At 62.4% G+C, this 16573-nt stretch carries 17 protein-coding genes; 4 read left to right on the top strand and 13 right to left on the bottom strand.

Annotated features, from left to right (window positions below):
- Nucleotides 1–1137 precede the first annotated feature (1137 nt).
- The gene (gene blaPNC, locus PCA31118_RS05980) at nucleotides 1138–2379 is read left to right on the top strand and encodes a PNC family class C beta-lactamase (RefSeq protein ID WP_150623995.1); all 1242 of its coding nucleotides are present in this window, start codon (nucleotides 1138–1140) and stop codon (nucleotides 2377–2379) included.
- A gap of 203 nt (nucleotides 2380–2582) precedes the next feature.
- On the opposite strand, the gene metC is transcribed toward blaPNC, so the two are convergent.
- The 7 genes from metC to PCA31118_RS05945 all read right to left on the bottom strand — a co-directional run bounded on the left by metC (nucleotide 2583) and on the right by PCA31118_RS05945 (nucleotide 9523).
- The gene (metC, locus tag PCA31118_RS05975) at nucleotides 2583–3782 is read right to left on the bottom strand and encodes a cystathionine beta-lyase (RefSeq protein ID WP_150623993.1); all 1200 of its coding nucleotides are present in this window, start codon (nucleotides 3780–3782) and stop codon (nucleotides 2583–2585) included.
- 167 nt (nucleotides 3783–3949) lie between these two features.
- Complete coding sequence (locus tag PCA31118_RS05970; RefSeq protein ID WP_150623991.1) at nucleotides 3950–5551, bottom strand: rhodanese-like domain-containing protein; 1602 nt, start codon at nucleotides 5549–5551, stop codon at nucleotides 3950–3952.
- Between the two features lie 214 nt (nucleotides 5552–5765).
- Nucleotides 5766–6362 carry a cysteine dioxygenase family protein gene (locus tag PCA31118_RS05965; RefSeq protein ID WP_150623989.1) on the bottom strand — a complete coding sequence of 199 codons (597 nt, stop codon included), beginning with the start codon at nucleotides 6360–6362 and terminating at the stop codon, nucleotides 5766–5768.
- Between the two features lie 134 nt (nucleotides 6363–6496).
- Nucleotides 6497–7264 carry an amino acid ABC transporter ATP-binding protein gene (locus PCA31118_RS05960; RefSeq protein ID WP_150625135.1) on the bottom strand — a complete coding sequence of 256 codons (768 nt, stop codon included), beginning with the start codon at nucleotides 7262–7264 and terminating at the stop codon, nucleotides 6497–6499.
- Between the two features lie 31 nt (nucleotides 7265–7295).
- Nucleotides 7296–7988: an amino acid ABC transporter permease gene (locus tag PCA31118_RS05955; protein WP_150623987.1), complete on the bottom strand. Its 693-nt coding sequence runs from the start codon at nucleotides 7986–7988 to the stop codon at nucleotides 7296–7298.
- Between the two features lie 2 nt (nucleotides 7989–7990).
- Nucleotides 7991–8683, bottom strand: coding sequence for an amino acid ABC transporter permease (locus PCA31118_RS05950; RefSeq protein ID WP_150623985.1), 693 nt, complete (start codon nucleotides 8681–8683; stop codon nucleotides 7991–7993).
- 15 nt (nucleotides 8684–8698) lie between these two features.
- Nucleotides 8699–9523 carry a transporter substrate-binding domain-containing protein gene (locus tag PCA31118_RS05945; protein ID WP_150623983.1) on the bottom strand — a complete coding sequence of 275 codons (825 nt, stop codon included), beginning with the start codon at nucleotides 9521–9523 and terminating at the stop codon, nucleotides 8699–8701.
- Nucleotides 9524–9740: 217 nt separating this feature from the next.
- Between PCA31118_RS05945 and PCA31118_RS05940 the strand changes: the two genes are divergently transcribed.
- On the top strand, nucleotides 9741–10622 hold the full coding sequence (locus PCA31118_RS05940) for a LysR substrate-binding domain-containing protein (RefSeq protein WP_150623981.1): 882 nt from the start codon (nucleotides 9741–9743) through the stop codon (nucleotides 10620–10622).
- A gap of 35 nt (nucleotides 10623–10657) precedes the next feature.
- Here PCA31118_RS05940 and PCA31118_RS05935 read toward each other — a convergent pair whose 3' ends face one another.
- The 5 genes from PCA31118_RS05935 to PCA31118_RS05915 form a co-directional block, all read right to left on the bottom strand.
- Entirely contained in the window at nucleotides 10658–11230 is a 573-nt protein-coding gene (locus PCA31118_RS05935) for a DUF1993 domain-containing protein (protein ID WP_150623979.1), read from the bottom strand.
- A gap of 155 nt (nucleotides 11231–11385) precedes the next feature.
- Nucleotides 11386–12246 (bottom strand): class I SAM-dependent methyltransferase, encoded by an 861-nt coding sequence (locus PCA31118_RS05930; protein WP_150623977.1) that lies wholly within the window; start codon nucleotides 12244–12246, stop codon nucleotides 11386–11388.
- 117 nt (nucleotides 12247–12363) lie between these two features.
- Entirely contained in the window at nucleotides 12364–13272 is a 909-nt protein-coding gene (locus tag PCA31118_RS05925) for a LysR family transcriptional regulator (RefSeq protein ID WP_150623976.1), read from the bottom strand.
- Between the two features lie 58 nt (nucleotides 13273–13330).
- A complete protein-coding gene (locus PCA31118_RS05920; protein WP_246190162.1) occupies nucleotides 13331–13918 on the bottom strand; it encodes an isochorismatase family protein in 588 nt (195 codons plus the stop codon).
- A 279-nt stretch (nucleotides 13919–14197) separates the two neighbouring features.
- Nucleotides 14198–15070, bottom strand: a complete 873-nt coding sequence (locus tag PCA31118_RS05915; RefSeq protein ID WP_150623972.1) for a nickel/cobalt efflux transporter — start codon at nucleotides 15068–15070, stop codon at nucleotides 14198–14200.
- 108 nt (nucleotides 15071–15178) lie between these two features.
- Between PCA31118_RS05915 and PCA31118_RS05910 the strand changes: the two genes are divergently transcribed.
- Both PCA31118_RS05910 and PCA31118_RS05905 read left to right on the top strand, forming a co-directional pair.
- Nucleotides 15179–15448 (top strand): metal/formaldehyde-sensitive transcriptional repressor, encoded by a 270-nt coding sequence (locus tag PCA31118_RS05910; protein WP_044453200.1) that lies wholly within the window; start codon nucleotides 15179–15181, stop codon nucleotides 15446–15448.
- 8 nt (nucleotides 15449–15456) lie between these two features.
- Nucleotides 15457–16101 carry an ABC transporter ATP-binding protein gene (locus PCA31118_RS05905; protein WP_343043261.1) on the top strand — a complete coding sequence of 215 codons (645 nt, stop codon included), beginning with the start codon at nucleotides 15457–15459 and terminating at the stop codon, nucleotides 16099–16101.
- Between the two features lie 48 nt (nucleotides 16102–16149).
- Here the strand turns inward: PCA31118_RS05905 and PCA31118_RS05900 are convergent, their stop codons facing one another.
- The gene (locus PCA31118_RS05900; protein ID WP_150623970.1) at nucleotides 16150–16545 is read right to left on the bottom strand and encodes a hypothetical protein; all 396 of its coding nucleotides are present in this window, start codon (nucleotides 16543–16545) and stop codon (nucleotides 16150–16152) included.
- Nucleotides 16546–16573: the final 28 nt, after the last annotated feature.

The following is a 16573-nucleotide window of genomic DNA, read 5'->3' as shown; positions in this document are numbered from 1 at the left end:
TTCCATACATGGAATCAAAATCACTATTTACGGAAGCAAAAGATCGATAGACGAATTTAGAAGAAATCTTGAAATTAAACTAGGCAAGAACTCCACCAAATAGTCAAATATCAATTTTCATAATCTCAATTCCGATGAAGCGTGATTTTCCGAGGGCTTTTGATGTCCTTAGCTTTCACGCTACTTCTGTACACCAGCGTTTCCTTCCTAAAGTGATCTACGGCAGCGGTTGGAGGAGCGGTGACAACGCAATAGGCTGCGCGAGGGGTGGGGCGTGGGGCTGACGTCTAAGCGTGCAAGCACGTTCAATGACCTGAGCGACGATACCGATAACGGTGACGCATTCGTGACTGGCGCTGTCGGAAGACCCTATCCTGCACCGGTGGGAAAACTTGAGTTCTCAATCGTCGCCGGAAGCAACGTAGCGGGGGCCAACGCTGAATCCACGAGCGACTATTTGCAGGGTGGCTCGTTTGGCGCGTCCGGATTTGTTCCAACTGCAAATCCTTTCGTCGGCGTGGGCGGCGGTATCAATCATTCGTACACAGGTGGTTGGGCACTCGAGTCCGCGATCGGAACGACAGGTGCAGGTGTGACTCCGATTGGTCATGGACATAAACTTGGCGAGTGAGCAATGTCATGAAGAAGCCATGGGAACAGATGTTGCGCGAAACTTTCACCAAGACTCTTACTGAGAAATACGACGAGGCAACTCGATCACAAAGAGCGGTCTATTGGATGACGATTGTGGTCGTGTGCCTCGTGATCGTTACCGTATTGGTTAAATATTCATGAGTTCAAGCTGCTGCTCGCGATCAGATTTCATCGTTATGACGCTACCTTCGGCCAGCCTTGATGAGTTCCACTGTCACGACTGCGCAATGCATTTCCTCAAAGGCGTTCGACGACGTCGTCAAGTTTCGAAGCGGATGGACTGAGCTTGTACGTAGAAGTGAATCGTGCTTCATGTGCCTTTCCGCTTACGACGCTTCGCTCGAGCCGACATAAGTTGCGTCCGTTACATCCGTTACGTCCCCCCGCTGCGCCTCCCCTCAAATTTGGGTTTACGCTTCGTGCATCGCTCGCAAGGGTTCAGAATGAACGGCCCGATGCGCCTTCATACGGAGATGACCGTCGATGAACAAGCCCTACTTCACCCTCTTCGCTGCGCTCGCAGCGACTGCCGCCATCGGCTGGATGGCCTTCAGCGCACGCAGTTATGCCGCGGAGGCGAACCCGCTGGATCAGACGAATCCTCGACAGGCCGAAATCAAATCGCTCGTCGACAAGACCATCGGCCCGCTCATGGCGCGTCAGGAGATCCCGGGCATGGCCGTCGGGATCGTCTTTGACGGACAGTCCTATCTCTTCGATTACGGCCTCGCCGATAAAGCCGCCAACAAGCCGGTGACGAACGACACGCTGTTCGAAATCGGTTCCGTCAGCAAGACGTTCACCGCCACGCTCGCCGCCTATGCGCAAGCCGCAGGCGCCCTCTCCCTTACGGACAAGACAAGCCGTATCGCCCCCGAATTCGCCGGCACTCCGTTCGGCGACGTGAAACTGCTGAATCTCGCCACGCACACCACCGGCGGCATGCCGCTGCAGGTGCCGGACAACATCGGAAACACCGACGAGATCACCCAATACCTCAAAGCGTGGAAGCCCGCCAAACCCACCGGCACGGTACGAACGTACTCCAACGTCAGCATCGGCGCGCTCGGTTGGCTGACCGCACGCGCCATGCACGGCGACTTTGCCACGCTCATGAGCGACCACGTCTTCAAGCCGCTGGACCTCAAGCACACCTACCTGAGTGTGCCGGAAGATCAGCAGGCCAACTATGCATGGGGATATAAGGATGGGAAGCCGGTGCGTGTGAGCCCCGGCGTGTTCGAGCCGGAAGCCTACGGCGTGAAAACGACCGCGAGCGACCTGCTGCGCTTCTTGCGGGCGAACCTCGGTGAGACAGTGCACGACCGACGTCTTCGCCACGCGATCTATGCGACTCGCTCCAGTTACTTCTTCGATGCACCGATGACGCAAGACCTGATCTGGGAGCAATACCCGTATCCGGTCACCGTCGACACCCTGCTCGAAGGAAATTCGTCGCGCATGGCCTACGAACCGACGCCCGCTCGCGAATTTGCCCCGCCGATGGCGCCGTCTCCCGTCTCGTGGGTCAACAAGACCGGCTCGACGAATGGCTTTGGCGCATACGTCGCCTTCGTGCCGTCCAAGCAAATGGGTATCGTGCTGCTCGCGAACAAGAACTACGCGATGGATGAACGCATTCGCGCCGCGCATCTCATTCTGACCACGCTCGACGGCGCGCGAACGCCCCCCGCTCCGACACCTACGCCGACGTCCACGAAGTAGTCACCAGTCAGCCGACGAAAACGGCATGCGGCCGGATCGCATGCCGTTTCCTTTTTCGACGTGACCTCGACCCGACTACGTCTCCGTCCCACGAACAGCCAGCGCATCGCGGCGACACGACAGCCGCAGTTCGGCACCTCCCGGCCATCGCGGACACGCCCACCGCCGATGCCGAACGTCGGAACGTCGGTCCCGCGTAAATCTCAACCGCCGAACACCTTCCCGAACGCCGCCGCCAGATCGTCGATCAGATCCTGAGGATCTTCCAGGCCGATATGCAGGCGAACGATCGGCCCCGCATGCGACCAGTCCTCGCACGTGCGCGTGCCGACCACGTTCGACACCGTCGCCAGGCTCTCGAACCCGCCCCACGACGCGCCAATGCCGAACAGCGTAAGCGAATCGACGAAATGATCGGCCTGCTCCGGCGTTGCGTTCGCAAACTCGAACGACACCAAACCGTTCGTGCCGAGACAATCGCGTTGCCACAACGCATGTCCCGGATCCGTCGGCAACGCAAGACAGAACACGCGCGCCACATCCGGCAACCCGTCCAGCCAATGCGCCACCTCCAGTGCATGTCGCTCATGCATCTGCAAACGCGCAGCGAGCGTGCGTGTGCCGCGCAGCACCAGATAGGCGTCGTCCGGACTCACGGCGACACCCTGCGCGTCGGCCATCGTCGAGAGCGTCTGCCAGACTTCCTGTGTGGTCGTCACCGTCCCCATCATGACGTCGGAGTGGCCACTCAGGTACTTCGTCGCCGCCATCACGGAAATATCCGCGCCCAACATCAACGGACGGCATTGCACGCCCGATCCCCACGTGTTGTCGGCCACCAGCAGCGCACCATGGCGATGGGCCAGATCGGCCAGCGCCGGGATGTCGCACATCTCGTAGACGAGTGAGCCGGGCGCTTCCACGTAAATCAACTTGGTGCGCGCCGTCATGTGCTCGGCGGCGTCGCTGCCATCGGCACGGAAAAACGTGACGTGCACGCCCCATGGCTTGAGAAACGTCTGCACGAAATGACGCAGCGGCTGATACACGCAGTCCGCAACCAACACGTGATCGCCCGGCCGCACGTATGCGAGGAACACCATGGAGATCGCCGCCAGCCCCGTCGGAAACAGACGCGTCCGATATCCGCCCTCCAGCCCGGCCACGACGTCCTCCAGTGCAAAGCCCGTCGGGTTCCCCCGCGCGCCGTACGTGAACATACGCTCGGTGCCACGACGGCGACGAGCATCGTTCATCGCATCCATCGACTCGAACAGCACGGTGGAGGCGCGCACCACAGGCGGATTGACGGCATGACCGCCAACGACGACGGTATCCGTGCCGCCCTTCACCAGGCGTGTGGCGAGACGGGAAGGGCGAGTATGGGGGGCTTGTCGGGACATGATCTGGCGTAGTGAAGGCGATTCGGACGATTCAGGGAGTGCTGACAGTTCGGACGATGGCGTCGTGCGCATCTCGGCGCACACGACGCGCCGACGCTGGCGCCTCGATTTCGGATAAAGCACTCACGCCTGGATAGCCACATCGGCACCAGGCGCGTCTGCACAGCTTACTTCGTGGCAGCGGCATCACCAACACGGAATGCGCCGCGCTCCTGCTCGTCGAGCTGCGCGAGCAAGCCGGTCTCCCACGCGAGATACTGACGCGCCGCAGCCTTGTTGCCATCGTGCCGGTCGTGCACGAAAAAGAGGTAGTCGATGCACTCCGCATCCGGCGGAGACTCGGGCGACGCCTCGACCGGCTGCCCCGCCGCCGACCACGCGTTGAAACCACCGGCGAGCCACGAGAACGTACGTGAGTCCTGCGCATGCGCGCGTCGCCAGTCCGCAACGAACAACTCGGCAACACCACGCTCATCGGCGATCACCACGACGTCGCGTCCGGCAGGCAGCGAGGTCGGTCGCGGACGAATCGCCCATTGCGCGCCCGGCACGTGGCCGCGCCGGAAACTCATGCTCGGTCGCACGTCGATTACCGTCACGTCGCCGTTTGCCAGCCCCGATGCCAACGTGGCGACGTCGACTTCGGGCAGCGTCGCGACAACGCCCGGCACCGGCTCGGCCAGCGACGCACCGCTCGCAAGTCCATCGCGCAACACGTAAGCATCGTGGCCGAGCTGACGCAGCCAGCTCGCCACGATCGGCGCACGCACGCCGTCGTTGTCGAACAGCACCACGCGCGCATGCCGCACCCCCACATACTGGTCCGTCGCCTGAATCAACTGACCGCCCGGCGTATGCTGCGCACCCGGCAATGTGCCCGCAGCGAACTCCTCCGGCGTGCGAACGTCGCACAGGAAAAGCGTTCGTGACGTATCCTCCGCCCATTGTGCGAACGTCGCGGCGTCCACCTCGGGAACGCCGAAACGCTCGGCAAGCGCGTTGCTGGCCTCACGCATCGACGCAACGCTCGACGGCGTGACCGTGTCGGGATAGCGACGCGTGCTGCCATGTTCGAGCGGGAGGTCTTCGAGATACCAGCCCTGCGTGCCGTTCTCCAACGCCATGACCGGATTGGGAATGCCGAGATTGATCAGCGTCTGCGCCCCGATGATGCTTCGGGTGCGGCCCGCACAATTGACCACGATAGGCGTCGTCGTGTCCGGCACGAGGTCACGAATGCGGTAACCGAGTTCTCCGTTCGGGCAGCAGATGGACGACGGAATCGTCATCTTGAGGTATTCGTTCACCGGTCGGCCGTCGAGAATCACCACGTTGTCGCCACGCTCGCGCATGGCCGCGAGCTCGCGCGCCGTCACGCGCGGCGTGTGATACGCCATCTCCACGAGCTCACCGAACGTCTTCGACGGCACGTTCACGCCGGCGAACAACGTGAAGCCCGCCTGACGCCAAGCGTCGGTGCCGCCCTCAAGCACGTAGACATCCGTATATCCAAGCGCCGCCAGACGTTGCGCCGCCAACACCGCCACGCTTTCGTCGGTGTCGTACACCACCACGCGTGCGTTGCGACGCGGCGCGAGCCGCAAGATATCGAGTTCGAGCCGACTGTATGGCAACGTCACGCCATAGAAGAGATGCGCCTCGCCGTACTGGCCGTGCTCTCGCACGTCGAACACGGCGATCTCGGCGCCGTCGTGCAACCATGCCTTGAGTCTGGCAGGCGGCACAAAATGAGGAGTGAACGATGTCATAGCCGATGTCGTAACGTAATGTCGGTTGTCGGTTCCGCCAGGCCGAGGCCAAAGCGTAGGGATGAGTCAGTCCGCACCGCCTGTATTGGGCGGTGTGATGCAGTCGCAAAAGGTGGCGCAGGTGGCGCGGCGGGTCCCGCGCCGTCAGGAATATCGGCGGTCGCGCTCGACCGATGGCGGGCTTCGCATCGGTCGATGCGGCATCACTGGTGCATCAGCGGCGCGTCTTCACACCGATATCCATCACCTGATACGTGCCTTTGGCGAGATCGAAAGTGATGCGCTCGGTGAGCGTTTCCAGCGCACGGCCATACATGTGCAGGTGACGAATCGGCGCGTCGCCCTGAATCTCGACCGCGTGAATGTCGTCCGACGCGAGCGCAATCCCGTGCCCCGGGTCGACCACGACCGTGTCGCTCACTTCGAGCGTGCCCACGCCGGGCGTCTTGCCGTCGTCGGTACGACGATAGACATAGTTGTATTCGACACCTTCGACCGCCGCGATGCACGCCCACGTCGTGTGGTTATGCGGCGTTATCTTCTTGCCGGGACGCATGACGTTCAGATACAGCGCATACGTTTTGTCGGCGTCTTCGTGAATGAGATAGCGCGCTTGCAACTCATCATTCGACGGCGGCGGAAAATCGGCTTCGCTCCAAAGCGCGGTGCGTGCCGCGAGCGATTTCACCTGTTCGAGCACGGCAGCGAGCGCAGGGCGCGTTTCGCCCGCCGGGGCGAGCGCCGCCTTCATGGCGGCAATGGCGTCGCGCACGGCAGCCTGGCGCTGTTCGGTCATGGGGGATGTGGACATGATGAAAGTCTTCTCCGTAGTGCTTTGTTTTACGAGGTGCGCGGGGCAGAAGTTGCCAGCCCTTGCCGGACATTACGCGCGGTCGTTGGTTGATGCGTTCCAGTTATCCGGTCTGTAGCGCGAGGACGCGTCCGTCAGACCAGCACGGCCTCGCGCGGCACGCTGATCGTGGGCGACGGTCGCAGCACGTCCTGCAGGAACCGCTGCGCGCGGGCGTGCTTCGGCTGGCTGAAGAATGCCGACGGCGGCGAGTCCTCCAGCAACTGTCCCTGATCCATGAACCAGACGCGGCTCGACACGTCGCGCGCGAATCCCATCTCGTGCGTCACGATCATCATGGTCAGTCCGTCGTCGGCCAGCGATCGCATGACTTGCAACACCTCCTGCACCATCTCCGGGTCAAGCGCACTTGTCGGTTCGTCGAACAACATGAGCGGCGGCTTCATGGCAAGGGCGCGGGCAATGGCCACGCGTTGCTGCTGCCCGCCCGACAGGTTCGCGGGCATGGCGTCGATCTTGTGCACTAGGCCAACTCTGGCGAGCAGCGACTCGGCTTGCGCTACGGCTTCGTCGCGCGACATGCCGAGCACCTTCGTCGGGCCGAGTATCAGGTTCTGTCGCACGGACAGGTTCTGAAAGAGATTGAAGCTCTGGAAGACGAAACCGATGCGCGCGCGTAGCGCGTTGAGCTTCACGTCGCGCGCATTCACATCCTTGTCTTCGAAGAGAATCCGTCCGCGCTGAATCGCTTCGAGTCGCGTAACGGTACGAATCAGCGTCGACTTTCCCGAGCCCGAAGGTCCGCACACGACAACGACCTCGCCGCGCTCGATGGTGGCGTCGATGCCCTTGAGCACATGGTGTTCGCCGTAGAACTTGTCGACCTTCTCGAATGCGAGCATGCTCATGATCGCGTTCTCCCTTGTTGAACTCTCATGCCAACCCCGCGCGCTGACGTGCGATGCGTCGCTCCAGCCAGCCGGCAAAGCGAGAGATGGCGAAACACAACACAAAATAGAATGCTGCGAGAACGAGAAACGTTTGCAGCGGCTTGGTCAGCGTGATCGTATTGACCTGCGCGGCCGAGTAAGTCAGTTCCGGCACCCCGATCACATAAGCGAGCGATGTCGCCTTGATGATCGACACGAACTGATTGACGATGGAAGGCAGCATGTTCGCGAGCGCCTGCGGCAGCTGCACGTAACGCATGCTTTGCAGCCACGACAATCCATTCGAGCGCGCCGCTTCCATCTGGCCGCGCGGCAGGCCTTCCAGCCCGGCGCGCACGATCTGCGACAAAAAGGCGCTCTCGTAGACGATGATCGCGCATACCGCCGTCGTGAAGGCCGACACCTCGGCGCCGACCAGCAACGGCACCGCGAAGTAGGCCCAGAAGATGATCATCAGCAGTGGAATACCGCGCACCAGCCGTGTCCAGATACCGGCGGCACGTCGCATCCAACGCCACGGCGAGACCTGCGCCAGCCCGATGAGCACCGATATCGGAAACGAAATCACGAGGCCGAGCGCCGACAGAATCAGCGTGACGGCGACCCCGCCGAGCGGGCCATTGGGCCAACTGCCAACGAGAAACAGCGCGAGATAGTCGTGAAGAATCTCGTACATCGTCAGACTCCCGAGGGCGCCGCGCGGCGTCTGGCGAAGTGCTCCGAGAGCGCCATCAAAGCCAGCGTGCCGATCAGGTAGAGCACCGTTGCCACGAGAAACACGTCGAACGTGCGAAACGTCAGGTTATCGATCTGGCGCGTGCGATACAGCAGTTCGTGCACGCCGATCGCCATCGCCAGAGAACTGTTCTTGAAGAGCAGCAGCGCCTGATTGAGCAACGCGGGCAGGGCGACGCGAATGCCTTGCGGCAGGATGACGTAGCGAAACGATTGCAGGTAGGTCAGCCCGATGGACCATGCCGCTTCCTGCTGCGTGTGGGGAATGGCACGCAGCCCCGAGCGCATGTCCTCCGAGATGAAGGCCCCCGCGTTGAGTGCGAGCGCCACCGTGGCGAAGAAGAACTCGGTGTTGCCCGCATTGATCCAGTCACGCAAACCTGTCGGCAACAGTTGCGGCACACCGAAGTACCACACGAGGATCTGCACCAGCACCGGCACGTTGCGGTGATACTCCACCACCGCGATCACGAAAGCCTTGAAGAGCTTCACCGGCAAGGCGCGCAGCGTGGTAAGGACCACGCCCACCACGATCGCCAGCATCCCGGAGACCACGAACAGGCGCAGCGTGGTGAGCACCCCGTCGCGAAACAGCTTCAGGTACCCGTCTTCGAGCAGAAACGAGAGATCGAACATTGTGCGACGTCTCGCTCACTGCACCTTGATCGGCTCGACCTTGTAGTCGCGCGTGAACTTGTAGACCGACTTGCTGCCGAGCCATTTGTCGAAACTGTCCTGCAAGCCGTTCGTCCTGTCGTATTCGACGAGGATCTTGTTCACCGCCTCGCGCAATGTCGGCTCGCCCTTGTTCATCACCACGCCCCAGCGCTCTTCGAACACCGGCTTGGTGAGCAGGCGGTATTGCTGGCCACCCTTGACGGCGGCTTCGTTGGCGAAACGCGCGAGAATCAGCTGACCGGCGACGAGACCTTCCACCTTACCCTGTTGCAAGGCGAGGAATGCGGACGAAATGTCGTGGAAGGTGAGCAGGTTCGAGTCCGGCAGACGAGTGACCGACACGGCCGCAGAACTGGAGCCTTCCGATGCCGCGATCTTCTTGCCCGCGAGCTGATCCAGCGTCTGCACCGGCGAATCGGCGCGCACCAGCACGCGAATCGGCGCGACGAAGTACTGATCGCTGAAGTCGACCTGTGCGGCACGTGCAGGCATCCAGGCAACGGCAGCGGCGAGCACGTCGACACGCCGGGTCTTGAGTTCAGGGATACGGGCGTCGGTCGACAGCGCCCGGTGTTCGAGCTTCACCCCGAGACCCTTGGCGAGCGCGTTGCAGACATCGACGTCGAATCCGACGATCTTGCGCGTGGCGGCGTCGGGAAACGCGTAGGGCTCGCTGGCGTTTTGCGTGCCGCAGACGAGCGTGCCGCGCGCCTTGATGTCAGCCAACTGGTCGGCGTGCGCGATACCCGTCATGGCGAGCGTCGCGAACAGCGCGGCGGCGAGATGTCGTTGCCACATGATGCTGAGTCTCCTTGGGGGGAGTGACCGAGAGGCATCGATCGACACCAGGGCTAATGACGCGAATCGATTAGCGCAGAAGCCTTCGATGCCGGATACCCTCGGATCACATAAATATTGCTTGAGTGTCAGGCAGGTTATCCACCAAAATTCTCAAGAACAATTTAATTTTTATCCCGAAAACATTAGCGTTTCTGAAGTATCGACATCCACGATCATGCGAAATCTCGATATCGACCTGTTGCGGACTTTCGTGGCGATTGCCCAGCATGAGACGTTTGCCGCGGCCGCCACCCGGGTCGGGCGTACGCAGTCCGCCATCACGCAGCAGATGCAACGGCTAGAGCAAGAGATGGGGTGTGCGCTGTTCGAAAAGCAGGGGCGGCAGAAGACGATGACGGCCGACGGTCTGCGGCTCGTGGCCTATGCGAACAAGATCCTCGCGCTCAACGATCAGGCGGTGCAGGTGATGCAAACGCGCGGGCCGGCGGAGAAGTTGCGCATCGGCTCGCCGCACGATGTGGCGGAGTCGATTCTGCCCAGCATGTTGCGACGGTTGTCGAAACTCTCTGCGGAATTGCAGCTGGAAATCATCGTCGGACGCAGTCCGCATTTGATGGACGCGCTGCGCGATAACGAACTTGATCTGGCCATCTCCACGCGTTACGACGAAGGCTTCCCCGGCATCAAGCTGCGCACCTCGCCCATGGTGTGGATCTGTGCGGACGACTTCATCTTCAACGCGGCGGCGCCCGTGCCGCTCGTGATGGCGGACGAACTCAGCCTGTTCCGGCGTCTGTCGATCGAGCGGCTCAACGCCGCGGGCATCGCGTGGCGCACGAGCTTCATCTCGCCCACGCTCACCGGCATCAAGGCAGCGATCAGCGCAGGCCTCGGGGTGACGGCCCGCACGACCGAACTGCTCGACGCGAACATGCGAGTGTTGTCAGAAGCGGACGGGCTGCCGCGTCTGCCCGACGTGGCGTTCTATCTCTACGTGCAGCCCACCTGCACAAGTCAGGTGCTGCGCGAGTTGTTCGAATCGACGGAGCATATCGCCACGCGCTTCGGCCCGCCCTTCATCATGGGCGATACGTGATGCGCGTGATGCTTGACTGACGGTGCGCGAATCTGTCATCCCTTCGGTGCAGTTCCGGGACGCAGATACGCGACGGCATGCGCCACGTACTCGGCCTTGCCCAGCTCAACGCCGTACTGACGCAGGATGCTGTAAGCGGTGTTGGTATGGAAGTAGAACTGCGCGAGGGCCCAGTCGCGCGCGTATTGCCCGCCGGTCATGTCGAAGACCACGCCGTTGGGCAATTCCAGCGCGATGTCGATGTACTCCCCGGCGTCGAGCGCATTGCCGGGAAGCGTTTCGTGAAAGGCAATGGCATTGGCCAGACATGCCTTCGCCTGGGCGAATGTGCCGGGATGCTGTGCGCTGTTCCAGCCTTCACGTTGAATCGCCTTCGCCGCTTCGGGAATCGCTTCTCCTCTCAGGCGGTACACCGGCTCCATCGACAGATAGCTTGCAAAACGCGCCTGCGCCGCGAGCGGGTACATGTCGGGGGCGAGTCGCAGCGTCATCAGCGTGTCGGCGTCCTTGCCCTGCGTCTTGGCGTACGCCGCGGCCTTGTCGAGCCACGCCGACTGGCCGCGCAGCATTTGCACGAACGTGGGGATGAGAAGTTCGGTCAGCGTCATACGGTCCCTCCGGTGGACTTTTATGGATATGCGCGGCAAACCGCACCGCCGGGGCAGCTTATCGCGATATCGCGCCATTCGCACAACAGGGTGGGTCGATACCCGTCAGGATGCACGTGGAATATGACGACTTGTGCGCTACCGGCATCGCGCCCTCACGTCATGGCGACCAGCAGTTCCTCTGCGTTGGCGGGGGGACGCAGCCCGTCGGCCCGGTTCGCAAAATACTGATCCGTCAACGCCGTCGCCGACACGTGCTGCACGTGCGCAAAGCCGTTCGCCCTGGCCAGGTCCATCATCTCTTGCGGCGTGAAGAAGCTGATGAAGGGCGTGCCGCTCGCGCGCGCCCCTTTGGCCGCCATTTCCAATCCGGGACGCACGTCGGCGTCCGCCATCTCCAGCGGCAGCAGGAACGTCATGGCGAACGTCGATCCCGGCGCGAACGACGCCACCTCCCGCAGCGTCGCGGCGTTCGCCTCGCGCGTGAGATACATGCTCACGCCCGTGGAGACGATCACCGCGGGTTGCCGAGGATCGAAGCCCCCGGCGAGCAGCGCATTGCGCCATGCGTCTCCGGCTTCGAAGTCGACGGGCACGAAGCGCAGCGCGTCGGGCACACCATAGCCGGTGGCGATGAGACGATCGTGCTTCCAGCGCTGCGGACCGGGCCGGTCGACTTCGAAAACGGTCAACGATCCGGCCAGTTCCGGATGACGCTGCACGAAGCTGTCGAGCCCCGCGCCGAGGATCACGTACTGGCGTACACCGTTGCGGCATTGCGCCACCACGAGGTCTTCGATGTAACGCGCGCGGGCGACGATGGAGGCGCGAAATGCCCGCGTGAACTCCGGATTCATGTCACCGCGCTCTCGCCAGTCGTCCGGGGGTTCGAGCAGCCGTAGTCCCACGATGTCGGTGAGCACATGCGGTTCGGCGTCGACTTCGAGATGCAATGCCCGCCACAACGCCACACGCGCCGCCGTACTCTCGGGTGCAATGTCTTTCGGATCGGTCATGAGATGCCTCGCGAATCGGAACGGAGGTTGCCGTCGAATGGGTAATTCTCACATGACGTCCGAATCTTCGCCGGGCAATGGCACTGGCATCGCACCGGCAGTCGCTCTGGCAATCCTTCATGCGACGGATTGCGCCTCGCGATAGTGTTCCCCCATGAAATCGATGAACGCCCGCACCCTGACGTTCACGTGGCGCGTACGCGGGTACAGCGCGTAATACTGGCTTCGACCGAGCGAGTATTGCGGCAGCACGCGCACCAGTGTGCCGTGGGCCAGCGCCGCCCGCACGGTGTGCCCGGTAAACGCCGCGATACCTGCACCGGCAAGCGACGCCGCGTAAAGGGCGGTAATGGCATCCGTGGTGAACCCGCCGCGCAATGCGACATGCTGCGTGGCGCCGTCCGAGTCGGCGAGACGCCACTCGTCAGGGTTGCTTGCGCCCGCGAAGCGCAGACATTGATGTGACGCCAGATCGTTCGGCGTGCGCGGCAATCCGTATTGCGACAGGTAGGCGGGAGACGCGACCAGTACCGTGTCCGATGTCGTCAGGCGCTTCGCCATCAAGCCGCTGTCGGGCAACGGTGCGCTGCTGATGCGCAGTGCGAGGTCGAACCCCTCGGTCAGCAGATCGACGAATTGATCGCTGCACGACATCGTCAGATCGATGTCGGGATAACGCAGACGAAACGCGGGCAACCATGCCGACAGTTCCAGCGTGCCGACGGCCAGCGGCACGCTCACGCGCAACGGGCCGACGGGATGCTCGCGCTCGTCTGCAATCGTGTCGGCCATGGCGTCGATGCGCGCGAGGATGTCGACGCAATGCCGGTGGTAACGCTCGCCCGCGTGGGTCAGCGAGAACCGACGCGTGCTGCGATTGACCAGCGCCACGCCCAGCGCGGCCTCCGTCTGCGTCAACTGACGCGACACGCTCGAATGCGACATTCCCAGCGATTGCCCCGCGCCGGAAAAACTTCGGGCCTGGACCAAAGCGACGAAAACGCGCATGGCGAGCAATGAATTCATGTCGAGTGCAGCGAGAACGCAAAAACGGAGAAACCGAGAACGACGGTCGGGGATTTTGTCAGCGCAGCGGCAGCTCGAGCACCCGGTCAGTGGTCATCACGTCACCGAAGGTATCTTCGATCTCCGCAAGGGCCGCGCGATGCAGGGCGGCGTGACTCACACGGGAGCCGTCGGCGCGCACGATGTCGCGGGTTGCCGAGGCGTCCGATGCTACCACGACGCGATAGCCCAACGGCACGGCGTCGCGTGCCGCGCCGGCAACGCAGGCGTGCGTCATCAGCCCGGCGATCAAAAGCGTGTCGATGCGTGCGGCCTTGAGCCTTGCGTCGAGATCGGTACTGGCGAATGCGCTTACAGACGTCTTCTGTAGCACCGTGTCGCGCGGGCGAGGCGTCGCACCGGGTGCGAAGTCGATGGTCTTGCCGTCCTGCGCGAAGACGGCGGCGCCCGCCGGGGCAATGTGCTGAATCTGGAAGACGGGCATCCCGGTGCGGTCGGCCAGTGCAAGCAGTCTCCGTGTGTTGGCGAGCGCCTGCGCGCCGTCCGGAATCGGCATGCGGCCCGTGAAGTATTCGTTCTGGAAATCGATAACGACGAGTGCCGTGCGTTTCGGGTCGAGACTGTCGATGGGCGTTGCACCCAGCATGGCGCGAATCGTCGGGGCGGCGGCGGGTGTGGCGCTATGCTCCGCAGCGGCGGTGGTGGCAGTGGTGGCGTGGGCTGTGCCACCCGCCGCTGCGCATAGCGACAAGCCAAGCGTCGCGAGTTTCAGCGTGTCGATCAGCAGTTTCGTCATGGGTCGTCCTCTATCGATGTCGTGGAGGAGACCAGTCTAGGCACGCATCTTCATGCGAAACAGACCCCGAACGACACAGCACCTGTGCAGCGGCTGCACGAATCGTGTTCGGTGGGCGTCAGATGTGAATCAGATGTGAGTGAGGCCCTGATACAGCACGTACAGCCCCACGAGTACGATCAGCACACCGGAAACGTACGGCGCCTTGCGCGCGAATTCGCCGAATCCGTGCCATCTGCGAGAGATGTGGCGCACGCTGAGCGCCGCCAGCGCGCCGGATGCCACCATGGTCATTGCCAACCCGATGCTGAAGCACAGGACAAGTCCCGCACCGAGCGCGAAGCGTTTGAGTTGCAGGCACAGCAGCAGCACGGTGATCGACGCGGGGCATGGCACCAGCCCGCCCGTCAGGCCGAACAGGACGATCTGACCGGTGGAGACGTCGCGCCCGGAAAAGCGTCGTTCGATGTCGCGGGCGTGGGCACGTTCGTGGGCGTCCTGATAGTCGCCGGTTTGCCCCAGCACGGGTGAGCCGGTGTGGACACGACCGTGCGCCGAAGCGCCGTGGTCGTGGTCGTGGTCGTGGTCGTGGTCGTGGTCGTGGTCGTGGTCGTGGTCGTGGTCGTGGTCGTGGTCGGCATGATCGTGCGCCTGCGCGCTGACGTTGTCGCGCCACGTGCGCCACAGCATCCATGCGGCAACGGCCAGAATCAGCACGCCGGAGGCCACCTGGAAATACGATTCCGTCGCCTCGGCATTCCAGTTGCGCCCGAAGTACAACCCCGCCATCGCCACGATCCACACGACCGCCGTATGCGAGACCGTCGCCGACAGGCCGAGCAACACCGCCTGCCCGACGGTGCCGCGAATCGCCACGATGAACGCGGCCATCATCGTCTTCGAGTGTCCCGGCTCAAGGCCATGCAGCGCGCCAAGCAGGATCGCGCTAGGAATGAAAAGCCAGGCATTGCCTTGCTGGAGGAGGGTGGAAAACTCAGTCATGACACAGCGCTCAGGAGAAAACGTCGTCCGCGCAATATACTCCCCCTCAGTATATTTGTGTTAGCATTTTTTCCATCTAATTCGTGACAGACAGGAGCGCGACAGACCGTGCACACGATTCGGGACAAGAACAAGTTGCTGGCACGCGTGCGTCGCATTCAGGGTCAGACGCAGGCATTGGAGCGCCAGTTGACGCAGGAGGGCGATTGCGTGGAGATCCTTCAGCAGATCGCGGCCATTCGCGGCGCGATCAATGGGCTGATGGGGGCCGTCATCGAAGGGCACCTCGCCGATCACGTCATCAACGAACCCGACCAGGCGCATCGCGAAGCCGAACTGGCGCCGCTGCTTCATGTCATCAAGGCTTATCTAAAATGACCGATGTCATGGGCCAAGAACCGCTGCTTCGCTTCGAAGGGCTGACCCAACGCTTCGACGATTTCACACTTTTCGAGAACCTGCGCTTGAGCGCGGGCCCCGGCTGTTTCGCGTTGCGCGACGAGGGCGGCGGCGGCAAGACCACGCTGCTGGGCATGCTGGCGGGCACCGTCGATACGGGTGGCGGCAAGGTGTGGATCGCTGGGCATTCGTTGCAGAGCGCACCAGATGCGGCACAAGCAGCGCTCGCAGTGGTGCCCTTCGATTGCCTGACGCAGCCATCGCAGACCGGGCGCGAATTTCTGGCGCAACGTGCGGCGGCGCGTCAAACGACGGTGGGAGCAGATGTTCTCGATCTGGCCGATCGCTTCAGCCTCACGCCGCACATCGACAAGCGCTTCGAGCAGATGTCGACGGGCACGCGCCGGAAGTTCTATCTGACGGCCCTTCTGTTCGGCTCGCCACGCGTGATTCTTGCGGATGAGCCGACCGGTGGCCTCGACGGCCCTTCGCGTGCGGTGCTCATCGACCTGTTCACCACGTTTGGCAAGGACCGCTGCGTCTTCTTCTCTACGCATGACGATGCGCTTGTCGAGGGATGTCACGCCAGAACGGTGGGGTTCCCGGAACTCGCGGGCGGCGGCCTTCGGTGAGACGGGGCAGCGGGGCAAGCTTGCCCCGCTGCGTTCAACGCATTGCAATCAGGACTTCGGCATCAACATATCGTAGTCTTTCAATCCGTCCAGCACGGCGCTCAGAGACTCGATCCTGCAGACCTCTTCCATGATGAACTGCGGCACGGTGTGCTTCAGGTAAGGCTGAACGTCCTCGTTTTCTGCGAAGGCGAGAAACCATTTCGCGGTCGCTTCGTTTACTGGACAGAGCATCCAGTCTACGGTGAGTTTGGCGACAGCCTTCCGCCCGTCTTCGTCGAGCGCCAGGAATGAAGGGAGCGTTTGCATGGTAGTCCCCGTTCGATACCCGTCGCGAATGGCTTGCCGCGTGCCCTCCTTCGCGTGCTCGATCCGCGCCGGTTCGTCGGTCCTGAGCAAGCACACCTGCACGTTGCTTTCGGCTTTGTGATGAGCGGTTCTCAAGGGTCAATCTTGACGTATGTCGCCATGC

The organism is Pandoraea captiosa (assembly GCF_902459775.1).
GTDB lineage: Bacteria > Pseudomonadota > Gammaproteobacteria > Burkholderiales > Burkholderiaceae > Pandoraea > Pandoraea captiosa.
The sequence above is the reverse complement of the archived record's forward strand: the minus strand, read 5'-3'. Positions and strand labels throughout refer to the sequence as shown.

Bases quoted from the DNA above. Each gene is read 5' to 3' on its own strand.
- blaPNC (WP_150623995.1), top strand. From the start codon at position 1,138: ATGAACAAGCCCTACTTCACCCTCTTCGCTGCGCTCGCAGCGACTGCC.
- metC (WP_150623993.1), bottom strand. From the start codon at position 3,782: ATGTCCCGACAAGCCCCCCATACTCGCCCTTCCCGTCTCGCCACACGC.
- PCA31118_RS05970 (WP_150623991.1), bottom strand. From the start codon at position 5,551: ATGACATCGTTCACTCCTCATTTTGTGCCGCCTGCCAGACTCAAGGCA.
- PCA31118_RS05965 (WP_150623989.1), bottom strand. From the start codon at position 6,362: ATGTCCACATCCCCCATGACCGAACAGCGCCAGGCTGCCGTGCGCGAC.
- PCA31118_RS05960 (WP_150625135.1), bottom strand. From the start codon at position 7,264: ATGCTCGCATTCGAGAAGGTCGACAAGTTCTACGGCGAACACCATGTG.
- PCA31118_RS05955 (WP_150623987.1), bottom strand. From the start codon at position 7,988: ATGTACGAGATTCTTCACGACTATCTCGCGCTGTTTCTCGTTGGCAGT.
- PCA31118_RS05950 (WP_150623985.1), bottom strand. From the start codon at position 8,683: ATGTTCGATCTCTCGTTTCTGCTCGAAGACGGGTACCTGAAGCTGTTT.
- PCA31118_RS05945 (WP_150623983.1), bottom strand. From the start codon at position 9,523: ATGTGGCAACGACATCTCGCCGCCGCGCTGTTCGCGACGCTCGCCATG.
- PCA31118_RS05940 (WP_150623981.1), top strand. From the start codon at position 9,741: ATGCGAAATCTCGATATCGACCTGTTGCGGACTTTCGTGGCGATTGCC.
- PCA31118_RS05935 (WP_150623979.1), bottom strand. From the start codon at position 11,230: ATGACGCTGACCGAACTTCTCATCCCCACGTTCGTGCAAATGCTGCGC.
- PCA31118_RS05930 (WP_150623977.1), bottom strand. From the start codon at position 12,246: ATGACCGATCCGAAAGACATTGCACCCGAGAGTACGGCGGCGCGTGTG.
- PCA31118_RS05925 (WP_150623976.1), bottom strand. From the start codon at position 13,272: ATGAATTCATTGCTCGCCATGCGCGTTTTCGTCGCTTTGGTCCAGGCC.
- PCA31118_RS05920 (WP_246190162.1), bottom strand. From the start codon at position 13,918: ATGCTGGGTGCAACGCCCATCGACAGTCTCGACCCGAAACGCACGGCA.
- PCA31118_RS05915 (WP_150623972.1), bottom strand. From the start codon at position 15,070: ATGACTGAGTTTTCCACCCTCCTCCAGCAAGGCAATGCCTGGCTTTTC.
- PCA31118_RS05905 (WP_343043261.1), top strand. From the start codon at position 15,457: ATGGGCCAAGAACCGCTGCTTCGCTTCGAAGGGCTGACCCAACGCTTC.